A 22,590-nucleotide genomic window follows, 5' to 3' on the forward strand; every position below is an offset into this window, starting at 1 on the left:
TAATTCATTATCCTTTTACCGCTCCTGATGACAGTCCGGCAATAAAGTATTTTTGCAGCGCCAGAAACAGAATGACCATCGGCAGCATCGCCATGATGGCAGCTGCGGCGACCAAATGCAGATTGTTGGCGTTTTCTCCGAAAAACCCGGCCATTGCGACGGTGAGTGTCTGCACCTTCTGATCCTGTAAAAAGAAAATAGCAAATTGATAGTCATTCCATATAAAGACACAAGAAATAATACAGATGGTGGCAGTGATCGGCTTCAGCAAAGGAAACACGATCATAAAAAAGATTTTCAGCATTCCCGCTCCATCCATTCTTGCCGCTTCTTCAAGCTCTTTTGGAATGGTTGAACGGATAAAGCCGGAATACAAAAACACGGTTAACGGCATATACGCCGCTGTATTGATCAAAATGGCGACTGCGTGTGTATTGACCATACCGGCGTCCACGACCATTCTGTATAAAGGCACCATGGACGTTAACGGAGGGATGATCATAATTGAAATCAGCAGCGCGAAAACGGCTTTATTCAGCTTGGTTTCCCGCCTGGCAAGAGGGTAGGCGGCCAGTGAGCCGAATATGATTAACAACAATGCCGAAACGCCTGTGATGATGATTGTGTTGATAAACGAGTTGCCAAGTGAAGCGCGCTCCCATGCCTCAGAAAAATTTTGGAAGGAAATATCAGCTGGAAACAACCATTTGGAACTGTAGTCTCCTTTTGCTTTTAATGAAGTGGTCAGCAGAATGTAAAAAGGAATGAAATGCGCACAGGCTACAATGGCAGCGAGAAGGGTAATCAACCGCAGTTTGTTTGAGCGGGCGGCTCTCATGACATTTCCGTCTCCTTTCTTTTAAAGTACGCAAGCGCGCAAAAGCTGATGATCAAAATGACAAATGCCATAAATATGCCTTGTGTCGCAGCATATCCGGCATCCTGCCGTTTAAAATACAGGTCATACATAAACGTTGACATCGATTGCGACGCGTTTCCGGGTCCGCCTGCAGTGAGCGCAATGATCACGTCAAACAGCTTTAAGCCTCCGATAATGTTGATGACCATATTGATCGTGATCGAGGGCATTAACAGCGGCAGGGTGATGCCGAAAAACTGCTGGCCCCGTGTTGCGCCATCCATTTCCGCTGCTTCGTAGTAATCTTTCGGAATGCTTTGCAGGCCTGCCAAATAGACAATCATGGCGATGCCGACATATTGGTACGTGTTAATCATGACGATGATCCATGGGTTCGAAGACGGACTGGCAAGCGCGTTGATCGGGCTGATGCCGAAAACGCCAAGCAGGTCATTAAGCGCGCCTCCGTCATAAGAAAAGAAGAAGTACCAAATGTAGCCCATAATGAGCGGACTGATCATAACCGGCAAATACACAATTGTTCTTGTTATCGCTTTCATTTTTATGCTTTGATTCAATAGCAGAGCGTACAGGAGCCCAATGACGTTTTGAAAAAAGGTGCTGCCGAGTCCGTATAGCAGCGTGTTTTTTAAGATATGCCATGTGTCCGGATCAGCAAACAGCCTTTCATACTGAGCGAAACCGACCCACTGATAAACCTGAGAAAATCCGTTCCAGTTTGTGAAGGTGATAAAAGCGCCTTTTATAAACGGATAAATCATGAAGATCAAAACGGAGAGCAGAGCCGGAATATACATCCACCAAAGTGAGGACTGTTTATTCGGCTTGACCTGTTTCACATGTGCGTCTCTGGCGATCTCACTCATTGTTTTCAGCTCCCTGTGTTTCAGATTGCTCCCGGAGTCGTTTATATTCTCTTCCCAGCTTTTTAGAAATCTCGTTGGGTGTCAAAATGTCTGCCGCAAGCTCCTGGCCGACCGTTCCCATCACATCCCACATCCCGTTCGGCAAGTACAATCGGTCGAAGTAAGGTTCGACTTTCATATTCTGATAATGCTGATAGTCTTTGGCATAGAAAATGTCAGCTTTTACATTGGTCAGCCCTGAAGGAAGCGAGGTGGCTTCAGCCATTTCTTTCGCATGGGCGGGACGAGCCATAAAGGCGATAAATTGCTTTGCTTCCTTTAAATGAGGCGAGTCTTTCCATGCTGCCAGTGTATAGCGCTCGCCGCCAATCCATATCGGGTCATCACCGGGGTGTATAGCTGGTGTCGGGATAATCCCAACCTTTACATTCGGGTTAATTTGGGCGACGTCTTGACCGAGGGTGCCGCCCTGCATGGTAAAAGCGATTTTATTTTGAGCCATCAACTCAATGAGCTGTGATTTTTTTGCTGTTACGGCATCGATATTGATGAGTTTTTCTTTCTGCATTTGTTTGAGGGTATCTGATAGATAAGTAAATTTGCTCCAATTGAAGGTGCCGTCAATGAGCTGTTTCTTTTCATTATGGGCAGGGTCTGTGATGAGAAGGGGTGTTGCGAATTGGTCATAATATTGGGCGAAAGAGCTTTTGTCATATCCGGCGAACCAGAAAGGAACGATTTCTCCATTGCTTTTTTCTTTAATCGTTCTCAATGCTTTTATAAAATCATCCATCGTTTCGGGCGGATCGATGCCGAAGCGGTCTAATATATTGCGGTTGTATGCTAGGCCGTCCTTTGCCTGATTGATCGGATATGCGTATACCTTTCCGCTCTTGTTTTTAAGGATGCTGTTTAAATTCGGGTCAAGTTTCTGAGTCCAGTCCATATCCCGGAGATCGGCTGTATACTCCCCGTACCTGATTTTCCCCCAGCCATGAGTATCAAAGAGGTCTGGCAGATCATTGGCGGCCATTCTGACACGCATCATATTTTCATAGTCATTGCCTGGGAAATGAATGCTGACGCGAATGCCGCTTTCCTTTTCGAACGCTGCGGCTAGTTTTCTGAATGTGTTTCTTTCACTGTCCGTTGACATCGTAGAATAAATGGTTAACGTCTTTTTGCCCGTATCTGCAGTGCTTTCTTCAGATGAGCAGCCCGGCAAAATCAGCAGAATAAGAGAGAGAAATAAAACAAATATGTGTTTCATCTTTTCCTCCTTATGATCTTGATGAACGTTTTTCTTGCGTCACTTCCTTAGCTGTGTATCCGCAGCTTTGCCTGATGATCAGTGTTGTCGGCAGGGTGACTTGATGAGGAATTGTTCGGCCGTTAAAGCGGTCGAGAAGCTGTTTTACGCCTGTTCGGCCCATTTCCTCTGTATACACTTTCACCGTGGTTAAAGGTGTGCTGGCAAACTCGGCTTCTTCAATGCCGTTAAAGCTGACAATGGCTGTGTCCCGCGGCACATGCAGATCGGCTTCCCGAAGTGCTTTTAATGCCCCGATAGCCATAGAATCACTTGTGATAAAAAAGGCTTCCGGCAGATTGCCTTGATTGATGGCTTTTTTCATCAGACGATAGCCCTCGCGCATGCTGTAATCGCCGACCAAGACGTGTTCAGGCTGAGGATGGGCGGACTGCAAAAAGGCAGTCTGGCGTTTGTCTTCAATTGTTCTGCGAATGCTTTGGCCGTCCCTCAGTGTATGCTCCTTCTCCTGCCCGCCGATATAGCCTAGTCGTTTGTAACCTAAATCGAAAAGGTGATCAATTGCCTGGTGTGCGGCGGCTTCAAAATCAATCCCAATCGAGTCGTATATCTGCGGATCTGGAGAATGATTGATAAACACGGCATGCTCCAATCGGCCGCTGATATGTTGAACGGCTTCGTTATGGACACGGCCGATCACAATGATACCGTCTAATTCCCGAAACATATGCTCCTGGAAGGAACCGAGATGGATGGAGTTTGTAATGAAAATTTCCTGTTCAAAGCATTCTTTTTCAATCCCTTTGCGAATAGAAGAAAAATAAGGATCCTGCCGTTCTTCATCGGGAGATAAGCAGCTCAACACCCCGATAAGCGGCTGGGCGCGCTGTTTTTGTCCGCGGGCTTTTCGGCGTTTAGCGACAGTTTGATAGCCTAGCTCTTCAGCGATACTGATTACTCTTTGCCTCGTTTCACCCGCAACAGAAAGCGAATGATCTTCATTTAAAATTCTCGAAACAGTAGCACTTGAAACGTTGGCTTTTAAGGCGATATCTTTTATCCGAACCATGGTTCCTCCCTTTCATGTGATGAGATTTACTAAAACGAAAGACATATTTTACTCATGCGTTTTTGATAAATTGATACTATCATATGAAAGTAAGCGGTTACAATAATTAATTTCAGAATATTTCGTTATATTTAGTAAAAGTTTAGTAAACTACCATTTTTGTTTCTATATGCTGTGTGAAAAAATAAAGGGAAAAACAAATCTGTCTCGTACATTGAAGATAAGCGAAGAGGGAGGGTGATGGGATGAGTAACGAAAAAAGAGAGCTGCTGTTTCGTTTGCTTGGTGTTTTGCCTGATTGGAAGGATACGGGTGCGGAAACGCTGCGTATTGAGGAAAAAGAGGGATATTTGATGGAAACGCTGTTGCTTGATATAAATGGGCTTGAAAAGGTGCCTGCATATTTTGTGAAGCCGAAAGCGGCAAAAGGACGGTGCCCGGTTATATTCTTTCAGCATTCACATGGAGGGCAGTATGACCGGGGAAAAAGTGAACTGCTTGAGGGAGCAGATTATTTGAAGGCGCCCTCGTTTGCTCGGGAGCTGACTTCTCTCGGGTATGCGGTATTGGCAATCGACCATTGGGGATTTGGAGACAGACGGGGAAAAACAGAAAGCGAGATTTTTAAAGAGATGCTTCTCACAGGCAGGGTGATGTGGGGCATGATGATTTACGACAGTATAAGAGCCATTGATTATGTGCAGAGCCGTCCTGATATTCAGCCTGACAGAATCGGAACGATCGGCATGTCTATGGGGGGCTTGATGGCTTGGTGGACAGCGGCGCTTGATGAACGGGTTAAGGCATGTGTGGATTTATGCAGTCAGGTTGACCATCATGTACTGATTGAAACACAGAACCTTGACCGGCATGGCTTTTATTATTACGTTCCGGCGCTTGCCAAGCACTTTTCTGCATCAGATATCCAAAGCCTGATCGCACCACGCCCGCACCTTAGTCTTGTCGGCATACATGATCGGTTAACACCGGTTGAGGGTGTGAACAAAATCGAAATTGAATTAACAGCTTTGTATGCTGAGAAAGGGGCTTCTGATCGTTACCGTATGGTGCGCTCCGCTTCAGGGCATTTTGAGACAGCTATGATGAGACATGAAGCCCTTCGGTTTTTGAAAAAGTGGCTGTGACAGTGAAAAAGGGCAGGCTTTGAGTGTTTGTCTGAAATGATTCTATACAGGTGAGGAGGCGAGCGTCTGCCCGTCTCTTCTTTTTCTAGTGGATTAATACAGGTATCAGGAATATACATGATAAATAGATTTTTAATGGCGTTCTGATATTGACAGAATTGTATATACATAATAGTATTCTATTTGTTAACCTTAATTTATAAATGGTTAACAAATAGTCTGCTTTCTTCTGTAATCAAAGCTGAAAGGGCGAGAAGGTATGCAAGAAGAAACATTTTACAGTGTCAGAATGAGAGCTTCTATGAATGGGTCTCACGAAGATGGTGGAAAGCATATATCCGGCGGAGAACGGCTTATCACGTTCGATAATATGAAACGTACGGTGAATGCCTTACTAGAAAAAGGCTTATCCCACTCAAGAGGAAAACCGGATTTCATGCAAATTCAATTTGAAGAGGTTCATGAGCCGGTAAAGACGATTCACCCATTACCAATCAAGACAAATGAAGTGGAATCCCCAGAAGAGGGACAAAGTCTTGCCCGATTCTTATTGGAGAGAGCGGGTGTTTCAAAAAAAGTGATTGAAAAAGCATATAAACACATTCCTGAATGGCGGGGTATCAGGGGAGCGGTGGTGGTTGATATTCACTCTGGCAACCGAATTGATCAAACACTAGAAAAAGGTGTACGGGTGTCCAGAATGGATTGGCCGGACGCCAATTTTGAAAATTGGGCGCTCCGCAATAACATGCCTTCCAATTCAAGAATAAAAGAGGCCCTTGCACTTGCTTCAAAGGTGAGTGATCATCCGGCCGCTGTTGCAGAATTATGCTGGTCGGATGACCCTGATTACATAACAGGCTATGTTGCAAGTCATAAACTGGGCTATCAGCGTATTACAGCAATGAAAGAATACGGAAATGAAGAGGGCTGCCGCATCTTTTTTGCTGACGGCTCAGAAGATGTAAATAGTTACATAAACTATCTGGTAAAGCAGCCTATTTTCATTGATTGGGAGGAAGATGATGACTCAAGAGTTGATAGAAAAAAGTAAAAAGCATCTTTGGCTGCCTTTTACTCAAATGAAAGACTATGATGAACATCCCTTGATCATAGAGAGCGGCAACGGAATCAAAGTAAAAGACATAAACGGCAAGGAATATTATGACGGCTTTTCTTCCGTTTGGCTTAATGTGCACGGGCACCGCAAAAAGGAATTAGATGAGGCCATCATAAAACAGCTTGGAAAAATTGCTCACTCCACATTATTGGGCATGACCAACGTTCCGGCGACCGAACTTGCCGAGACATTAATTGAGATCAGTCCGGAGAAGCTGACGCGTGTTTTTTATTCAGACAGCGGTGCAGAAGCGATGGAAATTGCTCTTAAAATGGCGTTTCAATATTGGAAGAACATCGGGAAGCCTGAAAAACAAAAATTTATCGCAATGAAAAATGGATATCACGGCGATACGATTGGTGCCGTCAGTGTCGGTTCTATTGAACTGTTCCACCACGTCTATGGCCCATTAATGTTTGACAGTTATAAAGCTCCGATCCCTTATGTATACCGCTCTGAAAGCGGTGATCCTGTGCAGAGTCGTGATGAGTGTCTCTATGCGCTTGAACAGCTGCTAAAGGAACACCATCGCGAAATTGCAGCGCTTTCTATTGAATCAATGGTTCAAGGAGCATCCGGAATGATTGTGATGCCGGAAGGATACTTGTCAGGGGTGCGCCAGCTTTGTACAGCTTACGATGTCTTAATGATTGTTGATGAAGTTGCCACTGGTTTTGGCCGGACGGGGAAAATGTTTGCATGTGAGCACGAAAATGTTCAGCCTGATCTAATGGCTGCCGGAAAAGGCATTACTGGAGGCTATTTGCCGATAGCTGTCACCTTTGCCACCGAAGACATCTACCATGCATTCTACGATGACTACAAAGAACAAAAAACCTTTTTCCACGGTCACTCCTATACAGGAAATCAGCTTGGCTGTGCGGTTGCTCTTGAAAACCTAAGATTATTTGAATCTGAAAACATCGTTGAACAAGTCGCGCTAAAAAGTGAAAAGCTCCATTTGCTTCTTCAAGACCTGCATGCTCTTCCTCACGTTGGGGATATTCGCCAGCTCGGCTTTATGTGCGGTGCAGAGCTTGTTCAATCAAAGGAAACTAAACAGCCTTATCCTGCTGATCGGCGTGTGGGGTACAAAGTTTCTTTAAAAATGAGAGAGCTGGGGATGCTGACGAGACCGCTCGGCGATGTGATTGCATTTCTGCCTCCGCTTGCCAGTACAGCTGAAGAGCTAGAAGCAATGGTGTCTATTATGAAAGAAGCGATCCAAGAGGTAACCAGCCTTGAGCATTGACAGCTGGTTAAGCAGCCGGTTAGACAAAGCGAAGGGAGCCGGCGTATACCGTACACTCAGAACAATGAACGGGCCTCCAATTCCAGAGGGAACGATGAATGGCAAAAATCAAACGGTCTGGTCGTCAAACAATTATTTAGGTCTCGCAAACCATAACCGTTTGATCTCTGCAGCCCAAGCAGCACTGCAGCAATTTGGAGCAGGAAGCAGCGGCTCGCGTTTAACGACAGGCAATTCGATCTGGCATGAAAAACTCGAAAAAAAGATTGCCGGTTTTAAACGGACAGAAGCGGCTTTACTGTTTTCAAGCGGCTATTTAGCCAATGTCGGTGTTCTTTCTTCGTTACCTGAAAAAGGCGATGTCATTTTAAGTGATCAGTTAAATCATGCAAGTATTATCGATGGCTGCCGCCTGTCTAAGGCTGATACGGGTATTTATCGTCATATCGATATGGCAGATCTTGAAGAAAAGCTGAAAGAAACACAGCGGTACCAGCGCCGTTTTATCGTCACAGACGGGGTATTCAGCATGGATGGCACGATTGCCCCTCTTCGTCAGATCATCGCCCTTGCTAAACGCTATCATGCTTATGTCATTGTTGATGATGCGCATGCAACAGGTGTTTTGGGTGAATCAGGAGGAGGGACGAGTGACCATTTCGGTGTGTGTCCTGACATTGTCATCGGCACGCTAAGCAAAGCTGCCGGAGTGGAAGGAGGTTTTGCTGCCGGTTCAGCTGTAATCATCGACTTTCTGCTGAACCATGCCAGAACGTTTATCTTTCAAACCGCTATTCCGCCGGCAAGCTGTGCAGCTGCCCATGAGGCGTTAGACATCATTGAAGCCAGCAAGGATAAACGGGAGCTTTTATTTTCTTATATCCAGATGATCAAAATGAATCTGAAGCACATGGGCTATACGGTGAAGGGGCATCATACACCGATTATTCCGGTGGTCATCGGCGATACCCGAAAAACGGTCACATTTGCTGAAAAATTGCAGGACAAGGGAATCTACGCCCCTGCCATTCGGCCGCCGACCGTAGCGCCAGGAGAGAGCCGTATCCGCTTAACCATCACAGCTGGGCACAGTATAAGGGATATTGACCATTTGCTGGAAGCATTTCGTTCAATTGGAAAGGAGCTGAACATCATTCCATGAGAGGTTTTTTTGTAACAGGAACAGATACAGAAGTGGGGAAAACGGTGATATCCAGCGGTCTTGCAGCTTTATTGCGAGAAAATAAGATGGATGTCGGAGTATTTAAACCATTTTTAAGCGGGATTTCTCGTCATCATCCGAATAGTGACACAAGCCTGCTGAAAGAGATGTCGCAAACGAGTCTCTCACATGAAGAGATTACGCCTTTTGCATTCAAAGAGCCGCTAGCTCCATACGTTGCAGGAAAGATGGAGGGAAAGGCTGTCAAAATGCAAGAAGTCTTACGCCATTGGGAGCGGATAAAAGAAAAACATGAATGCTTCATCGTAGAAGGTGCGGGCGGAATCTCTGTGCCATTGGGAGAGGATTTTTTAGTCAGTCATGTCATTAAAGCGTTGCAGCTTCCTCTGATCATTGTGGCGCGTCCTCATCTCGGAACAATTAATCATACCTTTTTAACTGTCCAATATGCGAAAAGGATGAGTCTTCCAATTGCCGGAATTGTCATCAATGGGATCAGTGATTCTCCTGATCATGATGAAAAAACCAATCCTGAGATGATTGAGCGCTTATGCGGTGTGCCGATTTTAGGGGTAACGCCTAAGCTTGCCAACGTGACGAAAGAAACGGTTCTTCATATGGTAAAAGACCATATCGATCTATCATTACTGATGAATCAAGTGGGGGTAGGAGAATGAATCAATGGATGGAACTCGCAAACAGGGTGCTGGGCGGAGCAGAGGTGACCAACGAAGAGGCGCTTTCTATTTTAAACTGTCCAGATGAAGACATCTTGCTTTTGATGCATGGAGCTTTTCACATCAGAAAACGATTTTATGGAAAAAAAGTGAAGCTCAATATGATTATGAATGCAAAATCAGGGCTCTGTCCGGAGAATTGCGGCTATTGTTCCCAGTCTGCGATTTCGAAAGCGCCGATTGAGACTTACCGGATGGTGAAAAAGGAAACCCTTCTGGAAGGCGCAAAGCGGGCGCATGATTTGAACATAGGTACATACTGTATCGTGGCAAGCGGCAGGGGGCCGTCCAACAGAGAGGTCGATCAGGTCGTAGAAGCAGTACAGGAAATAAAAGAGACGTATGGGCTGAAAGTTTGTGCGTGTCTCGGGCTGTTAAAGCCGGAGCAGGCGAAACGGCTGAAAGCAGCCGGAGTAGACCGCTATAATCATAATGTCAATACATCTCAGAGAAATCATTCAAACATTACCACGTCACATACGTACGAGGACAGGGTCAATACGGTTGAGATTGCAAAAACCTCCGGCATGTCTCCATGTTCAGGCGCCATTATTGGGATGAAGGAAACGAAGCAGGATGTCATCGATATCGCACAAAGCTTGAAGGTCCTTGACGCCGATTCCATTCCAGTGAATTTTTTGCATGCGATTGACGGCACACCATTAGAAGGCGTAAATGAATTAAACCCGCTGTATTGTTTAAAAGTACTGGCGCTGTTCCGTTATATTAATCCGTCAAAAGAAATCCGCATTTCTGGTGGAAGAGAGGTCAATCTCCGCTCATTGCAGCCATTGGGGCTGTACGCCGCCAACTCCATCTTTGTCGGAGATTATTTAACGACTTCTGGACAGGAGGAGACGGAGGATCATAAAATGCTGAGTGATTTAGGATTTGAAGTAGAATCGGTCGAAGAAATGAAAGCCAGTTTAAGTGCAAATAGCTGAAAGCAAGAATAGAAGCAATCGGTGTCATGTCGATTGCTTTTATTTTTATAGAGTCAAAATGATGATGTCAGAATCATGAAAGGGAGCATATGACAATTCCAATTTCACTTACACCTTCTGCGTTTTTTAAAAACCCTTATCCTTATTACGACACATTACGTTCTGCACACCCTTTATATAAAGGGAATGTTTTAAAGTATCCAGGCTGGTATGTCACGGGATATGAGGAAGCGGCAGCAATTCTGAAAGATACCAGATTCAAAACACGTGTCCCGCTGCCCGAGACGTCTATGAAATATAAAGATCTAAATCATGTCCAGAAGCAGATGATGCTGTTTCAGAATCAGCCTGATCATAGGCGTCTGCGTCTACCGGTCAGCGGGGTATTTACTCCGAGAATGACAGAGTGCTATCGCCCATTTATAAATGAAACTGTCCATCATTTGCTTGATCAAGTGCAAGGTGAAAAAAAGATGGAGCTGATTTCTGACTTTGCTTTTCCTTTGGCAAGCTGCATTATTGCTAAGATCATAGGTGTGCCGGCAGAAGAAAGGGATCAATGTAAAGAGTGGGCGTCAAGCCTCGTTCAAACAATTGATTTAACCCGATCAAGAAAGGTGTTAACAGACGGCAATCAGATCACAGTAAAGATGAAGGAGTATTTTAGAGAGCTCATTCAAAAACGGAAACAAAATCCGCAGCATGATGTGATCAGCATGTTGCTGAAGGAAGAACAGGCTGATAAGCTGCCGGAAGAGGAAGTGGCATCAACGTGTATATTGCTGGCGATCGCCGGACATGAAACAACAGTGAATCTCATCAGCAACTCAATTCTTTGTCTGCTGCAGCATCGAGAACAGCTTTTGCAGCTCAAAGAAAACCCAGCTCTGATTCATACCGCAGTTGAGGAATGCTTACGCTATGAAAGCCCCACACAAATGACAGCCCGTGTTGCGTCAGAAGAGATTGATATGAATGGCGTAACGATTCGTCAAGGGGAGCAAGTCTATGTTCTGCTGGGGGCTGCCAATCGAGATCCAAAAGTATTCGCGCATGCCAATGAGTTCGATATCACCAGAAGCCCTAATCCCCATCTTTCATTCGGGCAGGGCCACCATATTTGTATAGGTTCTTCGCTGGCACGGTTAGAAGCACAAATTGCAATCAACACTCTTCTGCAGCGCATGCCAAGCCTGCAGCTCGCTGTTTCTGAAGTGCGGTACCGGAAGCTAATTGGTTTTAGAGCGCTTATGGAGCTGCCAGTTACTTTTTAATGAAGGCTAAAGGAAGCCATGAATGCTGAAAAAGTGTCATCCCCTGGGAAAATGGGCAATCTATAAAAAAGGGGAGTGAACATATGAGAAAAGTGCTGATCGCTGGCGGAAATGGTGTGATTGGGCGGATATTGGCTGAAGGGCTTATGTCTGAGTACGAGGTGACGGTGCTGGATAAAGACCGTTACGATGGCATAACACACGCTATTCAGGCAGACGCATCAAACTATGAAGATCTATTAAAGAAGATTCCGAGAGATACAGATGTGATCGTGAATTTACTCGCTGTCAAAATCAAATATGATGTCATGGATGTAGCTGAATTTGAAAAAATGACGGATATTTTTTATAGAGCAACCTACTATTTGTGCCGAGCGGCAGCAGAGCTTGGCATTCCAAAGGTTGTTTTCGCCAGCAGCAATCATGTGACAGATGTGTACGAAAAGGACGGGCATTCACTCTTAGGGCGGGAAATCACAACCGACGACTATCCGCTGTCAAAGAATCTCTACGGCGTCCTAAAGCTGACCTCGGAACATATCGGCCACCTGTTTTATCTGGAAAATAAGCTTTCTGTTATCAACCTTCGAATCGGAACTGTCGTTACAGATGAAATGGATACACTGCATGAGAAAGACCGGACGAAAAAAACGCTTCTTTCCCATCCAGACCTGCTGTCGATTTTTAAAGCAGCCATTGAGACGAATATCCGTTACGGCACTTATTACGCCGTCTCTGACAATCCCGGCAAGCCGTGGTCAATAGAATCCGCGGTTCAGGAGCTTGGGTTTACACCTCAAATCAATACGGCCGAGCTTCTGAAAGAGGAAGAAGAGAACGGCAATAACAGAGCATAATCATTTTCTAAGATTATGCTCTTTTTCTTTTATAATCGGTTACAAGCCAATTCTGATGCCGCTGGGCAAGGGACAGTGTTCAAATGATTATAGACATGGCAATCACACATTTGCTACATTTTAGACACGATATCGTCACATGCTGCAGCTCGTTTTAACAAAATGACAACGCTTACAAAGGAGGTGGGAACGATCGCACATTCACTGAAAAATCGCCTGTTTGATATTTTGATTTACGGATTTTTGCTGATGTTCGCTTTAATATGCGTACTTCCGTTTATTCATGTCATTGCGGCATCCTTTGCCACAGTAGAGGAAGTGGTTTCAAAAAAGTTCATTTTAATACCGACCACTTTTTCGCTCGATGCCTATCGTTACATTTTTTCGACAGATATCATTTATAAAAGCTTGCTCGTTTCTGTGTTTGTGACAGTTGTAGGCACGGCGGTCAGCATGTTTCTTTCTTCACTGATGGCTTACGGTTTATCCCGCCGCGACTTAATTGGGCGGCAGCCGCTCATGTTTCTCGTCGTATTTACGATGCTCTTCAGCGGCGGAATGATTCCGACTTTCCTGGTGGTCAAATCGCTTGGATTGCTTGATTCTTACTGGGCCCTTATTTTGCCGACAGCAATTAATGCCTTTAACTTGATCATTCTGAAAAACTTCTTTCAAAACATCCCGGAGAGCCTGGAAGAGTCCGCAAAAATTGACGGCTGCAATGACTTGGGCATTTTCTTCAAAATTGTGCTGCCGCTGTCTCTTCCAGCGATCGCAACGATTTCACTGTTTTATGCGGTGACGTACTGGAATACGTATATGACGGCGATCTTGTATTTAAATGATTCAGCTAAGTGGCCGATTCAGGTGCTTTTGCGCCAAATCGTTATTGTATCAAGCGGGGTACAAGGGGATATGTCGGAAATGGGCTCGGGCAGCCCGCCGCCTGAGCAAACGATCAAAATGGCAGTGATAGTGGTAGCGACCATTCCGGTTCTGCTGGTCTATCCATTCATTCAAAAGCATTTTGCAAAAGGCGCTTTACTGGGTTCTGTCAAAGGATAAAAATATGAAACGGAGGGGTATGATGGGAAACAAATGGAGGGTGCTTTTGTTTGTACTTGTGTTTGCTTTTGGAGGAGCGCTGGCGGGCTGTAAAGGGGCTGATCAATCATCAGCTGAAGGCAAGGCGGACTCGGATTCAAAGGTCAAGCTGTCTATGATGGCGATTTTGTATCACCAGCAGCCGCCGAAAGACAGGGCCATTAAAGAAATTGAGAAGCTGACAAATACGGAACTGGACATCACGTGGGTTCCTGATGCGGTGAAAGAAGACAGACTGAATGCGGCGCTTGCAGCAGGCAATCTCCCGCAAATCGTGACAATTCAAGACATTAAAAATTCGTCTGTCATGAATGCCTTCAGATCGGGAATGTTCTGGGAAATAGGCGATTATATCAAAGATTATCCGAATTTAAACAAGATGAATAAACTCATTAATAAAAATGTCACAATCGATGGCAAGCTTTACGGGATATACAGAGAGCGTCCCCTCTCGAGACAAGGCATCGTCATACGGAAGGACTGGCTGGACAATTTGAATTTGAAAACGCCGGAAACGCTGGATGATCTTTATGAGGTTGCCAAAGCGTTTACAGAGAAAGACCCGGACAAGGATGGAAAAGATGATACATTCGGATTGACTGACCGAAATGATCTAATTTACGGCGCTTTTAAGACGCTTGGCTCATATGAAGGCATGCCGACAGACTGGAAGGAATCAAATGGAAAATTTACGCCTGATTTCATGACGAAAGAATACAAAGACACAATGGATTACATGAAAAAACTGCGTGATAACGGCTACATGAATAAAGACTTTCCAGTCACAAGCAAAACCCAGCAGCAGGAGCTGTTTTCTCAGGGAAAGGCCGGCATCTATATCGGGAATATGGTGGACGCTGTTAATTTGCGTGACAATGCCTCTGATAAATCAATGGAGCTGGAGATCATTAACCGCATAAAAGGCCCTGACGGAAAAGAGCGTGTATGGGCGTCAGGAGGGCATAACGGTGTATTTGCTTTCCCGAAAACGAGTGTGAAATCAGAAGCCGAGCTGAAACGGATTTTAGCGTTCTTCGACCGAATAGCCGAAGAGGATGTCTACAGTCTGATGACTTACGGCATTGACGGGGTCCATTACAATAAAGGAAAAGGCAAAACATTCACAAGAAAAGAAAGCCAGGTAAAAGATTGGCAGACTGATATTCAGCCGCTGTCCGCCTTAATCGCCATTGATAAAGCTTACTTAAAAAACACCGGTGATCCGCTGCGGACAGCGTACGAGGAGCTGACGGAAGACAATGAAAACATCATTGTCTCCAATCCGGCAGAGAGCTTGTATTCCGCCGCGGAGTCTGAACGCGGAGATGAACTGAAAAAAATGATAGACGATGCCACCTATAAATATATGATTGGAGAAATCACAGAAAGCCAGTTTGATAAAGAAGTTGAAAAATGGGAATCAAGCGGAGGAAAGCAGATTATTCAGGAATACGAGGAAGCGTTTAAAAAAACAAAGTAATAGTGAAAAACCCAAAACGTGCAAGTGGTTTTGGGTTTTTATATGCTTCTTTTTTGCTGGCGATAATTGCCGGGTGTGATGCCTTCCAGCTTCTTAAAGGATCTGATAAAGTTTTGCGAGTTTTTGTATTTGAGCTTTTCCGCTATGTCTTTCACCGCCATGTCGGATTCAGCCAGCCAGCTTTTTGCCATATGGTGGCGGTAATTCGAGACATACTCGCTGAATGAAATGCCCATTTCTTTTTTGAAAATACTGCTTAAGTAGTTTGGGTTGTAATGCAGCCTGCGGGCAATTTCGTCCAGCGTTAAATCGGATTCAAACTCATGGTGGATGATATGGATTATGTTGTCGGAAATATTCTTGTACTGTGCATCGGCCCGGGCATTTACTTTGTCTGTCATCGGATCAATGAATTCTTGCTTCAGCCAGTTTTCAGTATCCTCGAATGTCTTCAGCTCAAAAATTTGGTCATACAGCATTTTGTTTTCTTCAAGCTCAAATAGTTCAATTCCGAGTACATGCATCAGTTCAATGACATGATTCAGAAAACGGGCGATTGCAATCTGAAATTGGTACGGGTTGGTGTTGTGTGTAAAAATCGACTGTAAAATCGCGTGCAGGCATTTGTCTGCTTTCTCCTTGTCACCGGCTTTTACAGCATCGAACAGCTCATGCTGAAGCTGCTTCGGAAAATGGGTTTTGAACGTTTTTTTCTGATCCAGGTCTTCATAAAAGATTATCGATTTGTTTTCTGCTTTCAGCCGGTATTTTAACGCTTCTAAGCCTTCCGCATAAGCGTTTTTCGCCATTGCTAATGCATCAAACGGCTGGCTGACGCCGATGCTGACAGACAGGTGCAGCTCAGCTTCAACTGTATCCTGAATCATCCGGGCGATATCATTCAGCTCGGCCATAAATGCCTCTTTTGTCCCGCTTTCATTCATCAATATGGTTGCCTGCTGTTTATCAACTACCGCTGGTGCGAGACGTTTTTCCGCCGGGATGTTCCGCTCAATCAGGCTGTTGACGGCAAACAACAGAAGATCCATATCTTTTTTCTCATACGGTGTCTGATTCAGCGTGTCAATTTGGAGCACCAGCAAGGCGAGGTGACGCCAATTTTGTTTTAAGCCGAGGCTTTCAAAGCGGTTATTGACCTCCTCATCCGTCAGCTTTCCAAGCATAAGCCTGACCATAAAATATTGCTGAAGATGAGTGGCCTGCTGTCTCATTGTTTCTTCAAGGTCGTCATTTCTGTTTTTGAGCTGCTTGAAGCTTTGCTCGATTAATTCAAACTCATTTTGATGAACCTGTTTTTCTGGGAAGGCGCCGTGCCGCGCAAATGAGTCATAAAGCAGCCGGATCGGCTTATAAAAATGCCGGGAGCCCAGCCAAGAAAACAACAATGAAAGCGCTAACAAAATAGAGCATACCGTAAAGGTGATCCAGCCGATTGACTTGGCTTCTTTTTTTAGTTCGGGCAGAGAAACGAGAGAAAAATAAGTCCATGTGTTATAGTCTGATTTTTGATAGGTCACTTTATATTGAATGCGGTCAATGACTGTTTCAAACTGTCCGCTTTTAGAGTTTTCCGCCAGCATTTTTTTGACAAAGTCGTCGTTCTGAAGAGAATCGCCTATATCAGACATGTTGTTGTGAAGAATGATACGGCCTTTTTCATCAATGATAAACACGCTGTTTGCGCTTGAATAATCAGGCATATTTTTAACGAGTGAACAGCTTGGGATGCTTGCGGCTGCCAGTCCCTTTGTGTTTGTGCTGTTCAGCGGGAGCTGCTTAATCAAATTGATATTATACCGGCAGCTTTCTGAAGCGCCTTCCTTTGTGGAGATCAAACGGTTGTTTTTTTCCAGCGTCCAATAGGACCGGCTCGCTTTGTTTTTTGAATACGCTTCGGCTGCTTCATGAAGGGAGTCCGTATTCATGCGGTATAAACCGGAATTGTTCATGTACCAGTTTTTCATATAGCTGACAAGCGTCATGTTGGACAAATCGGTATCAAAGCTTTGCAAATAGTTGAGCTCTTGGTTCACTTGGTCATAGATTTGAAATTGGTCAGAGTGCAAAGGCTCGGACAGTGTGCGGAGGAGAGGCGGCGAACTCACATAGTGGGTTAAAGAATGATCGACGGTTTTTAGGATGTGCTCGATGCTTAGCTGGGTCTGCTGGAGTGTGTCGAGTTTTTCCTCCGAAACGTTGGAGATGGCCGTTTTCTGATAGTGCTCGTACGAAAACAAACCGACCAAAATGACGGGAATGGTGCTGAGTAAACAAAAAAACGTGATGAGTTTGTAATAAAACTTGTATTGACTTCTTTTCATAAAACCCCCCATTTCATAACACCTTAATACAATTAATCCAAAGATTGATAGATATTGTCAATAATCATTTTCTAATATCGGTGTCTTTTCTTCAGGTAGAGAGGCGGAACCCTTGATGACAAAGGGCTCAGGCAGAATGTGATCATATGATTGTAGACGGACTTTTGCAGGCTGCGCTACAGTGAAAACAAGAACCCGTGAAAGGAGGATTTGAAACGATGAAAACAGCAGAAGCGCAAGCACCGGCTGTTGACGCAGTCATTTTAAAAAAAGAAAAAAGAAAGCGCTTACTAAACAAGCTGATGCAGCAGAAGTATTTGTACTTTATGATTTTGCCGGGATGTATTTATTTTTTGCTTTTTAAGTATGTTCCAATGTGGGGAATCGTGATTGCGTTTCAGGATTACCAGCCGTTTCTCGGCATTTGGGGCAGTGAGTGGGTCGGGCTGAAGCATTTTATCAGGCTGTTTACTGAGCCTACCTTTTTTGTCCTGTTAAAAAATACGCTCGTGCTCTTTGCCTTGAACCTGGTCATCTTTTTTCCGGTGCCGATTTTATTAGCGCTTCTTCTAAACGAAGTGCGGATCGCACTCTTTAAAAAATTCGTTCAGACGCTGATTTATATTCCGCACTTTATGTCCTGGGTCATTGTTGTATCGCTGTCATTTGTGCTTTTGACAGTAGACGGAGGCCTGATTAATGAACTGATTACGTTTTTTGGCGGCGAAAAAATCAATTTTCTGCTGAATGAAGAATGGTTCCGTCCGCTGTATATTCTGCAGGTCATCTGGAGAGAAGCGGGCTGGTCAACAATCATCTACTTGGCTGCAATGACAGCGGTTGATCCCCAGCTTTATGAAGCGGCAAAAATGGACGGAGCGGGACGGCTGCGGCAAATGTGGCATATTACGCTGCCGGCTATCAAAAGCGTCATTGTCGTTTTACTGATTTTGAAAATCGGGGACACGCTGGAGCTTGGCTTTGAGCATGTATATTTGCTGTTAAACGCCACAAACAGAGAAGTTGCGGAAATTTTTGATACGTACGTTTATACAGCAGGGCTGAAACAGGGCCAATTCAGCTACAGTACAGCGGTCGGCGTATTTAAAGCGGCGGTCGGGCTGATTTTGGTCATGCTTGCGAATCGTTTGGCAAAGAAATTCGGCGAGGAAGGAATCTATTAAGAAGGGGATGGGATCAATGGATCGATCAATCGCTGTAAAATCGCCTCTTACGTACGCGGAGGCATTGGCAAAAACCATTATGAACACGTACACAGTGGAGGAGCTGCCGCCTGCAAACCGCTGGCACTACCATCAAGGTGTTTTCTTATGCGGTGTATTGCGGCTGTGGGAAGCAACCGGACAAAAGCGATATTTTGAGTATGCGAAAGCTTATGCAGATCTCTTAATTGATGATTATGGCAATCTATTATTCAGAAGAGATGAGCTGGACGCCATTCAAGCTGGTCTTATTCTTTTTCCATTATACGAACATACGAGTGATGAGCGGTATGTAAATGCCGCAAAAAGGCTGCGAGGACTATATGGAACGCTGAACCGGACGTCTGAGCAGGGGTTCTGGCATAAAGACGGCTATCCTTATCAGATGTGGCTTGACGGCTTATATATGGGCGGGCCGTTTGCGCTGAAATATGCCAATCTGAAGCAGGAGCCAGAGCTGTTTGATCAGGTCGTGCTGCAGGAATCACTGATGAGGAAGCATACGAAGGACTCAAAAACAGGACTCTATTATCACGCCTGGGATGAAGCGAAAAAAATGCCTTGGGCGAATGAAGAAACAGGCTGTTCGCCAGAATTCTGGGCGCGTTCTATCGGCTGGTACGTCATGTCTCTCGCTGACATGATTGAAGAGCTGCCGAAGAAGCATCCAAACCGTCGCGTATGGGAAAAAACGCTTCAGGACATGATTGAAAGCATTTGCCGCTATCAAGACAAGGAGACGGGGTTATGGTACCAAATCGTTGATAAGGGCGACAGGTCCGATAACTGGCTGGAAAGCTCAGGATCCTGCCTGTACATGTACGCAATCGCAAAAGGAATCAATAAAGGATATCTTGACAGAGCTTACGAAACAACACTGTTAAAGGCGTATCAAGGCTTGATTCAGCATAAAACCGAAACAACAGAAGACGGTGCGTTTCTCGTCAAAGATATTTGTGTCGGAACGTCTGCCGGTTTCTATGACTATTATGTCAGCCGCGAAAGAAGCACAAACGATCTGCACGGGGCCGGTGCGTTTATTTTGGCCATGACAGAGACGGAGACTCTTTTTAGGACAGTAGAAAAATGACGACAGGTTTACGTACGGCTTTCTGTGTGATCGTCTTAGTGCACTTTTTGGCATCATGCTCAAGCAGGCCGGACGAATTGCATGTCATCCTCTTTTCTGATCTCCAGGCAGGCGTACAAGAAAAAATAAAAGAGGCAGCTGGACAGGGGACCGGGAAGGTGGATATCTTTCCCGCTTTGCCGGAAAAGCTGCTGACTGAAGTTACGGCTCACGAGGGTGACGTCTTTATCGTGCCTGAAGACTTGTTTGCAGCATACGATGATCCGGAAAATTTTCAGCCGTTAGACGAATTGCCAGCGGGAAAAACATCTCCTTATACAGCCGTAAATCAAAAAACGGGAGAAAAAACAGTCTATGCCGTTCGGATTGAGAAAGGGGAAAAACAGCTGAACGGCTATACTTTTCGGCTGAATCGAAATATGGCGGCGTTTATCCCTGTATACTCCGAAAAAACAGAGGAAGCGCTGCAGCTGATTTCCCAATTAACAGAAGTCCGATAGGGGTGGGGACCATTGAAAAGCATCGTCATTTGCGGAGTAAGCAGCAGAGCCCTCAGCATGTTTATCAAACCGCTGCTCAAACAGTTTTCAACCATTTATGAAATTACGGGATTACTGGATGCCGATCCGAAACGATTCGCCGTCTGCAAAGAGGCATTTCCGGAGCTTGCACACGTACCGGAGTATAAAGAAGAAGATTTTGACAGTATGATGAGCGTTTCGAAGCCAGACATTGTTATTGTGACAGGAAGGGATGACACCCATGTCACCTATATATTGAGAAGCCTTCAGTGGGATACGGATGTCATAACGGAAAAACCGATGGTAACGACGGTGCAGGATGCAAAGCGGGTGCTTGAGGCAGAAGCGAAAAGCAAAGGGAAGGTTACTGTCGCGTTTAATTATCGCTACAGCCCGTATCACCGGAAAATCAAAGAGATGATTTTAGAAGGAAAAATAGGAAGGGTCACCTCTGTGGATTTGAATTGGTATATTGATACCTATCACGGCGCCAGCTATTTTAAACGCTGGAACCGATCCAGGCAATTTTCCGGCGGTCTTTCTGTCCATAAATCCACTCATCATTTCGATCTGGTGAATTGGTGGCTCGGCCAAAACCCGGCGGAGGTATTTGCCTACGGCGAGTTAAATTACTACGGGCCGGACAGTGAGTGGAATCCGCTGCCGGAAGAAGATGGGCGTTTTTGCGGCACATGCCGGGTCAAAGAGAAATGTCATTACTATGCAAGATGGCATCCCCGTGCTTCTAAAGCTTCTGTAAAGGATGATCATCTCAAGGCGGATGCAGACCAATCAAGCTTATATACCGCATATCGCCCTGACGCGTGCATTTTTGACGATGAGATCGACATTGAGGATACGTATGTGGCGGCTGTCAAATATGACGGCGGTGCGCTGTTAAGCTACTCGATCATATTTTCCGCTCCATACGAAGGCTATCGCCTTACGATAAACGGCACAAAAGGACGTATTGAATCAAATGAATTCCATGAGCCTTCCAGAATCCCGTTTGCTTTTCCCGAGCAGACAATTGAGTATTATCCGCTTTTTGAATCGAAGCAAACCATTCAAGTCGTCAAAAATGAGGGAGGGCACGGCGGAGGAGATCCGCTTTTACTTGCTGATCTATTTATAGGCAAAGATCCGCTGCGCCAGTATGACATTTTGGCCGGAGCCGAAGCCGGAGCCTATTCTATCGCGGTCGGTGAGGGAATATGGCGCTCCGTTGTTGAAAAGAAACCAATTGATATTAAACAGCTTTTCCACATGCAAAATGTATAAAAGCGAAAAGGAGGGGCTTTCGTGGAGCATGACGGATCAATGGCACGGGTGCTGCGTTTTTGTGAATGGATCATGAGGTTTGCGTATACCAATTTGCTTTGGCTGCTTTTTACCATCATCGGTCTCGGAGTGTTCGGTGTCATGCCCGCGACTGCTGCTTTGTTCGCTGTCATGCGAAAATGGATTCAGAATCAGGATCACATTCCGGTGCTGCCGACATTTTGGCGGGAATACAAAGCTGAGTTTCTCCGTTCCAATTTGATCGGTGCTGTATTGGTATTAATCGGTTTGATCATTTATATCGATTTGGCCTTTATTTACCCGAGCCACTTCTTATTGCATATCCTGCGCTTTGCCATTATGATATTTGGCTTTCTGTTTGTATCAATGCTTTTTTATGTGTTTCCGCTGCTCGTCCACTTTGAATGGAAGAAGCGCCTGTATTTTAAGTTTTCCCTCTTGCTGAGTGTGGCGTACTTACAATATACGCTCGTCATGCTTGCGCTGACTGTTGCGCTCTTTTTCCTGCTTGCTTATCTGCCGGGAATTGTCCCTTTTTTCAGCGTCAGTCTCATCAGCTACTGCCACATGAGGATTGCTTATGCCGTCTTGGTGAAGCTGGAGCAGCAGGACCATGAGCCGGCAAAGAAACATCCTACACCAGAAGCTTTGCATCCGGAGACGAGATAAACATTTCTCTATCATATATTGATTCCAAACGGAATAGAGTGATAGAGAAAGGAGAGCGGATAAATGCTGAAGGTGGCAGTGTTTGATGAAGAGCATGAAAAAGATTTACAAACGGAGATCAATTCGTTTTTAAAAGGAATATCGGAAGAGCAGCTGGTTGATATCAAATATACGGTTTCAGCGGCGTGCGACCCTGAAGGCGAGCAGCTCTACTGTTTTTCCGCACTCATTCTATATCGAAAATAAAAAAGATCTTTCCGCG

General features: G+C 45.1%; 21 protein-coding genes. 16 read left to right on the forward strand and 5 right to left on the reverse strand.

Annotated features, from left to right (window positions below; translation table 11 throughout):
- Window positions 1-7 precede the first annotated feature (7 nt).
- Genes NST16_RS03070 through NST16_RS03085 form a run of 4 tightly spaced genes read right to left on the reverse strand, consistent with a single transcriptional unit; the run spans window position 8 to window position 4,085 of the window.
- The gene (locus tag NST16_RS03070) at window positions 8-838 is read right to left on the reverse strand and encodes a carbohydrate ABC transporter permease (RefSeq protein ID WP_268472169.1); all 831 of its coding nucleotides are present in this window, start codon (window positions 836-838) and stop codon (window positions 8-10) included.
- On the reverse strand, window positions 835-1,746 hold the full coding sequence (locus NST16_RS03075; RefSeq protein ID WP_010331551.1) for a carbohydrate ABC transporter permease: 912 nt from the start codon (window positions 1,744-1,746) through the stop codon (window positions 835-837). Before NST16_RS03075 ends, NST16_RS03070 begins: the two co-directional genes overlap by 4 nt.
- Window positions 1,739-3,016, reverse strand: a complete 1,278-nt coding sequence (locus tag NST16_RS03080; protein ID WP_340883843.1) for an ABC transporter substrate-binding protein — start codon at window positions 3,014-3,016, stop codon at window positions 1,739-1,741. The genes NST16_RS03075 and NST16_RS03080 overlap by 8 nt, the downstream gene beginning before the upstream one ends.
- A gap of 10 nt (window positions 3,017-3,026) precedes the next feature.
- Window positions 3,027-4,085 (reverse strand): LacI family DNA-binding transcriptional regulator, encoded by a 1,059-nt coding sequence (locus NST16_RS03085; protein ID WP_340883845.1) that lies wholly within the window; start codon window positions 4,083-4,085, stop codon window positions 3,027-3,029.
- A gap of 245 nt (window positions 4,086-4,330) precedes the next feature.
- On the opposite strand from NST16_RS03085, the gene NST16_RS03090 reads away from it, so the two are divergent.
- From NST16_RS03090 to NST16_RS03135, 10 genes are all read left to right on the forward strand, one after another.
- Window positions 4,331-5,230 (forward strand): dienelactone hydrolase family protein, encoded by a 900-nt coding sequence (locus NST16_RS03090; RefSeq protein WP_340883847.1) that lies wholly within the window; start codon window positions 4,331-4,333, stop codon window positions 5,228-5,230.
- 259 nt (window positions 5,231-5,489) lie between these two features.
- Window positions 5,490-6,284, forward strand: coding sequence for a 6-carboxyhexanoate--CoA ligase (gene bioW / locus NST16_RS03095; RefSeq protein ID WP_340883848.1), 795 nt, complete (start codon window positions 5,490-5,492; stop codon window positions 6,282-6,284).
- Window positions 6,256-7,602, forward strand: a complete 1,347-nt coding sequence (gene bioA / locus NST16_RS03100) for an adenosylmethionine--8-amino-7-oxononanoate transaminase (RefSeq protein ID WP_268505320.1) — start codon at window positions 6,256-6,258, stop codon at window positions 7,600-7,602. Before bioW ends, bioA begins: the two co-directional genes overlap by 29 nt.
- Window positions 7,592-8,764 carry an 8-amino-7-oxononanoate synthase gene (gene bioF / locus NST16_RS03105; protein ID WP_340883850.1) on the forward strand — a complete coding sequence of 391 codons (1,173 nt, stop codon included), beginning with the start codon at window positions 7,592-7,594 and terminating at the stop codon, window positions 8,762-8,764. Before bioA ends, bioF begins: the two co-directional genes overlap by 11 nt.
- Entirely contained in the window at window positions 8,761-9,462 is a 702-nt protein-coding gene (gene bioD, locus NST16_RS03110) for a dethiobiotin synthase (protein WP_340883853.1), read from the forward strand. The genes bioF and bioD overlap by 4 nt, the downstream gene beginning before the upstream one ends.
- Entirely contained in the window at window positions 9,459-10,466 is a 1,008-nt protein-coding gene (gene bioB / locus NST16_RS03115; RefSeq protein ID WP_268447714.1) for a biotin synthase BioB, read from the forward strand. Before bioD ends, bioB begins: the two co-directional genes overlap by 4 nt.
- Before the next feature lie 89 nt (window positions 10,467-10,555).
- Window positions 10,556-11,740, forward strand: coding sequence for a cytochrome P450 (locus tag NST16_RS03120; protein ID WP_340883857.1), 1,185 nt, complete (start codon window positions 10,556-10,558; stop codon window positions 11,738-11,740).
- 83 nt (window positions 11,741-11,823) lie between these two features.
- Window positions 11,824-12,597, forward strand: a complete 774-nt coding sequence (locus NST16_RS03125; protein WP_340883859.1) for an NAD-dependent epimerase/dehydratase family protein — start codon at window positions 11,824-11,826, stop codon at window positions 12,595-12,597.
- A 204-nt stretch (window positions 12,598-12,801) separates the two neighbouring features.
- Window positions 12,802-13,662: a carbohydrate ABC transporter permease gene (locus tag NST16_RS03130; RefSeq protein ID WP_026014595.1), complete on the forward strand. Its 861-nt coding sequence runs from the start codon at window positions 12,802-12,804 to the stop codon at window positions 13,660-13,662.
- 22 nt (window positions 13,663-13,684) lie between these two features.
- Window positions 13,685-15,181: an extracellular solute-binding protein gene (locus tag NST16_RS03135; RefSeq protein WP_340883860.1), complete on the forward strand. Its 1,497-nt coding sequence runs from the start codon at window positions 13,685-13,687 to the stop codon at window positions 15,179-15,181.
- 38 nt (window positions 15,182-15,219) lie between these two features.
- Here the strand turns inward: NST16_RS03135 and NST16_RS03140 are convergent, their stop codons facing one another.
- The gene (locus NST16_RS03140) at window positions 15,220-17,535 is read right to left on the reverse strand and encodes a helix-turn-helix domain-containing protein (protein ID WP_340883862.1); all 2,316 of its coding nucleotides are present in this window, start codon (window positions 17,533-17,535) and stop codon (window positions 15,220-15,222) included.
- Between the two features lie 206 nt (window positions 17,536-17,741).
- Here NST16_RS03140 and rmgP point away from each other — a divergent pair, with 206 nt between their 5' ends.
- From rmgP to NST16_RS03170, 6 genes are all read left to right on the forward strand, one after another.
- Window positions 17,742-18,707 (forward strand): polygalacturonan/rhamnogalacturonan ABC transporter permease, encoded by a 966-nt coding sequence (gene rmgP / locus NST16_RS03145; protein WP_168748557.1) that lies wholly within the window; start codon window positions 17,742-17,744, stop codon window positions 18,705-18,707.
- Window positions 18,708-18,714: 7 nt separating this feature from the next.
- Window positions 18,715-19,836 carry an unsaturated rhamnogalacturonyl hydrolase gene (gene rmgQ / locus NST16_RS03150; protein WP_168748556.1) on the forward strand — a complete coding sequence of 374 codons (1,122 nt, stop codon included), beginning with the start codon at window positions 18,715-18,717 and terminating at the stop codon, window positions 19,834-19,836.
- Window positions 19,833-20,336, forward strand: a complete 504-nt coding sequence (locus NST16_RS03155; protein WP_340883867.1) for a lipoprotein YteS — start codon at window positions 19,833-19,835, stop codon at window positions 20,334-20,336. The genes rmgQ and NST16_RS03155 overlap by 4 nt, the downstream gene beginning before the upstream one ends.
- 12 nt (window positions 20,337-20,348) lie before the next feature.
- Window positions 20,349-21,638 carry a Gfo/Idh/MocA family protein gene (locus NST16_RS03160; protein WP_010331534.1) on the forward strand — a complete coding sequence of 430 codons (1,290 nt, stop codon included), beginning with the start codon at window positions 20,349-20,351 and terminating at the stop codon, window positions 21,636-21,638.
- 21 nt (window positions 21,639-21,659) lie between these two features.
- On the forward strand, window positions 21,660-22,328 hold the full coding sequence (locus NST16_RS03165; RefSeq protein ID WP_340883870.1) for a YesL family protein: 669 nt from the start codon (window positions 21,660-21,662) through the stop codon (window positions 22,326-22,328).
- A gap of 63 nt (window positions 22,329-22,391) precedes the next feature.
- Window positions 22,392-22,574, forward strand: a complete 183-nt coding sequence (locus tag NST16_RS03170) for a sporulation protein Cse60 (RefSeq protein WP_003325003.1) — start codon at window positions 22,392-22,394, stop codon at window positions 22,572-22,574.
- Window positions 22,575-22,590 lie beyond the last annotated feature (16 nt).

This window comes from Bacillus sp. FSL K6-1005, assembly GCF_038000225.1.
Taxonomy (GTDB): Bacteria; Bacillota; Bacilli; order Bacillales; family Bacillaceae; genus Bacillus; species Bacillus mojavensis.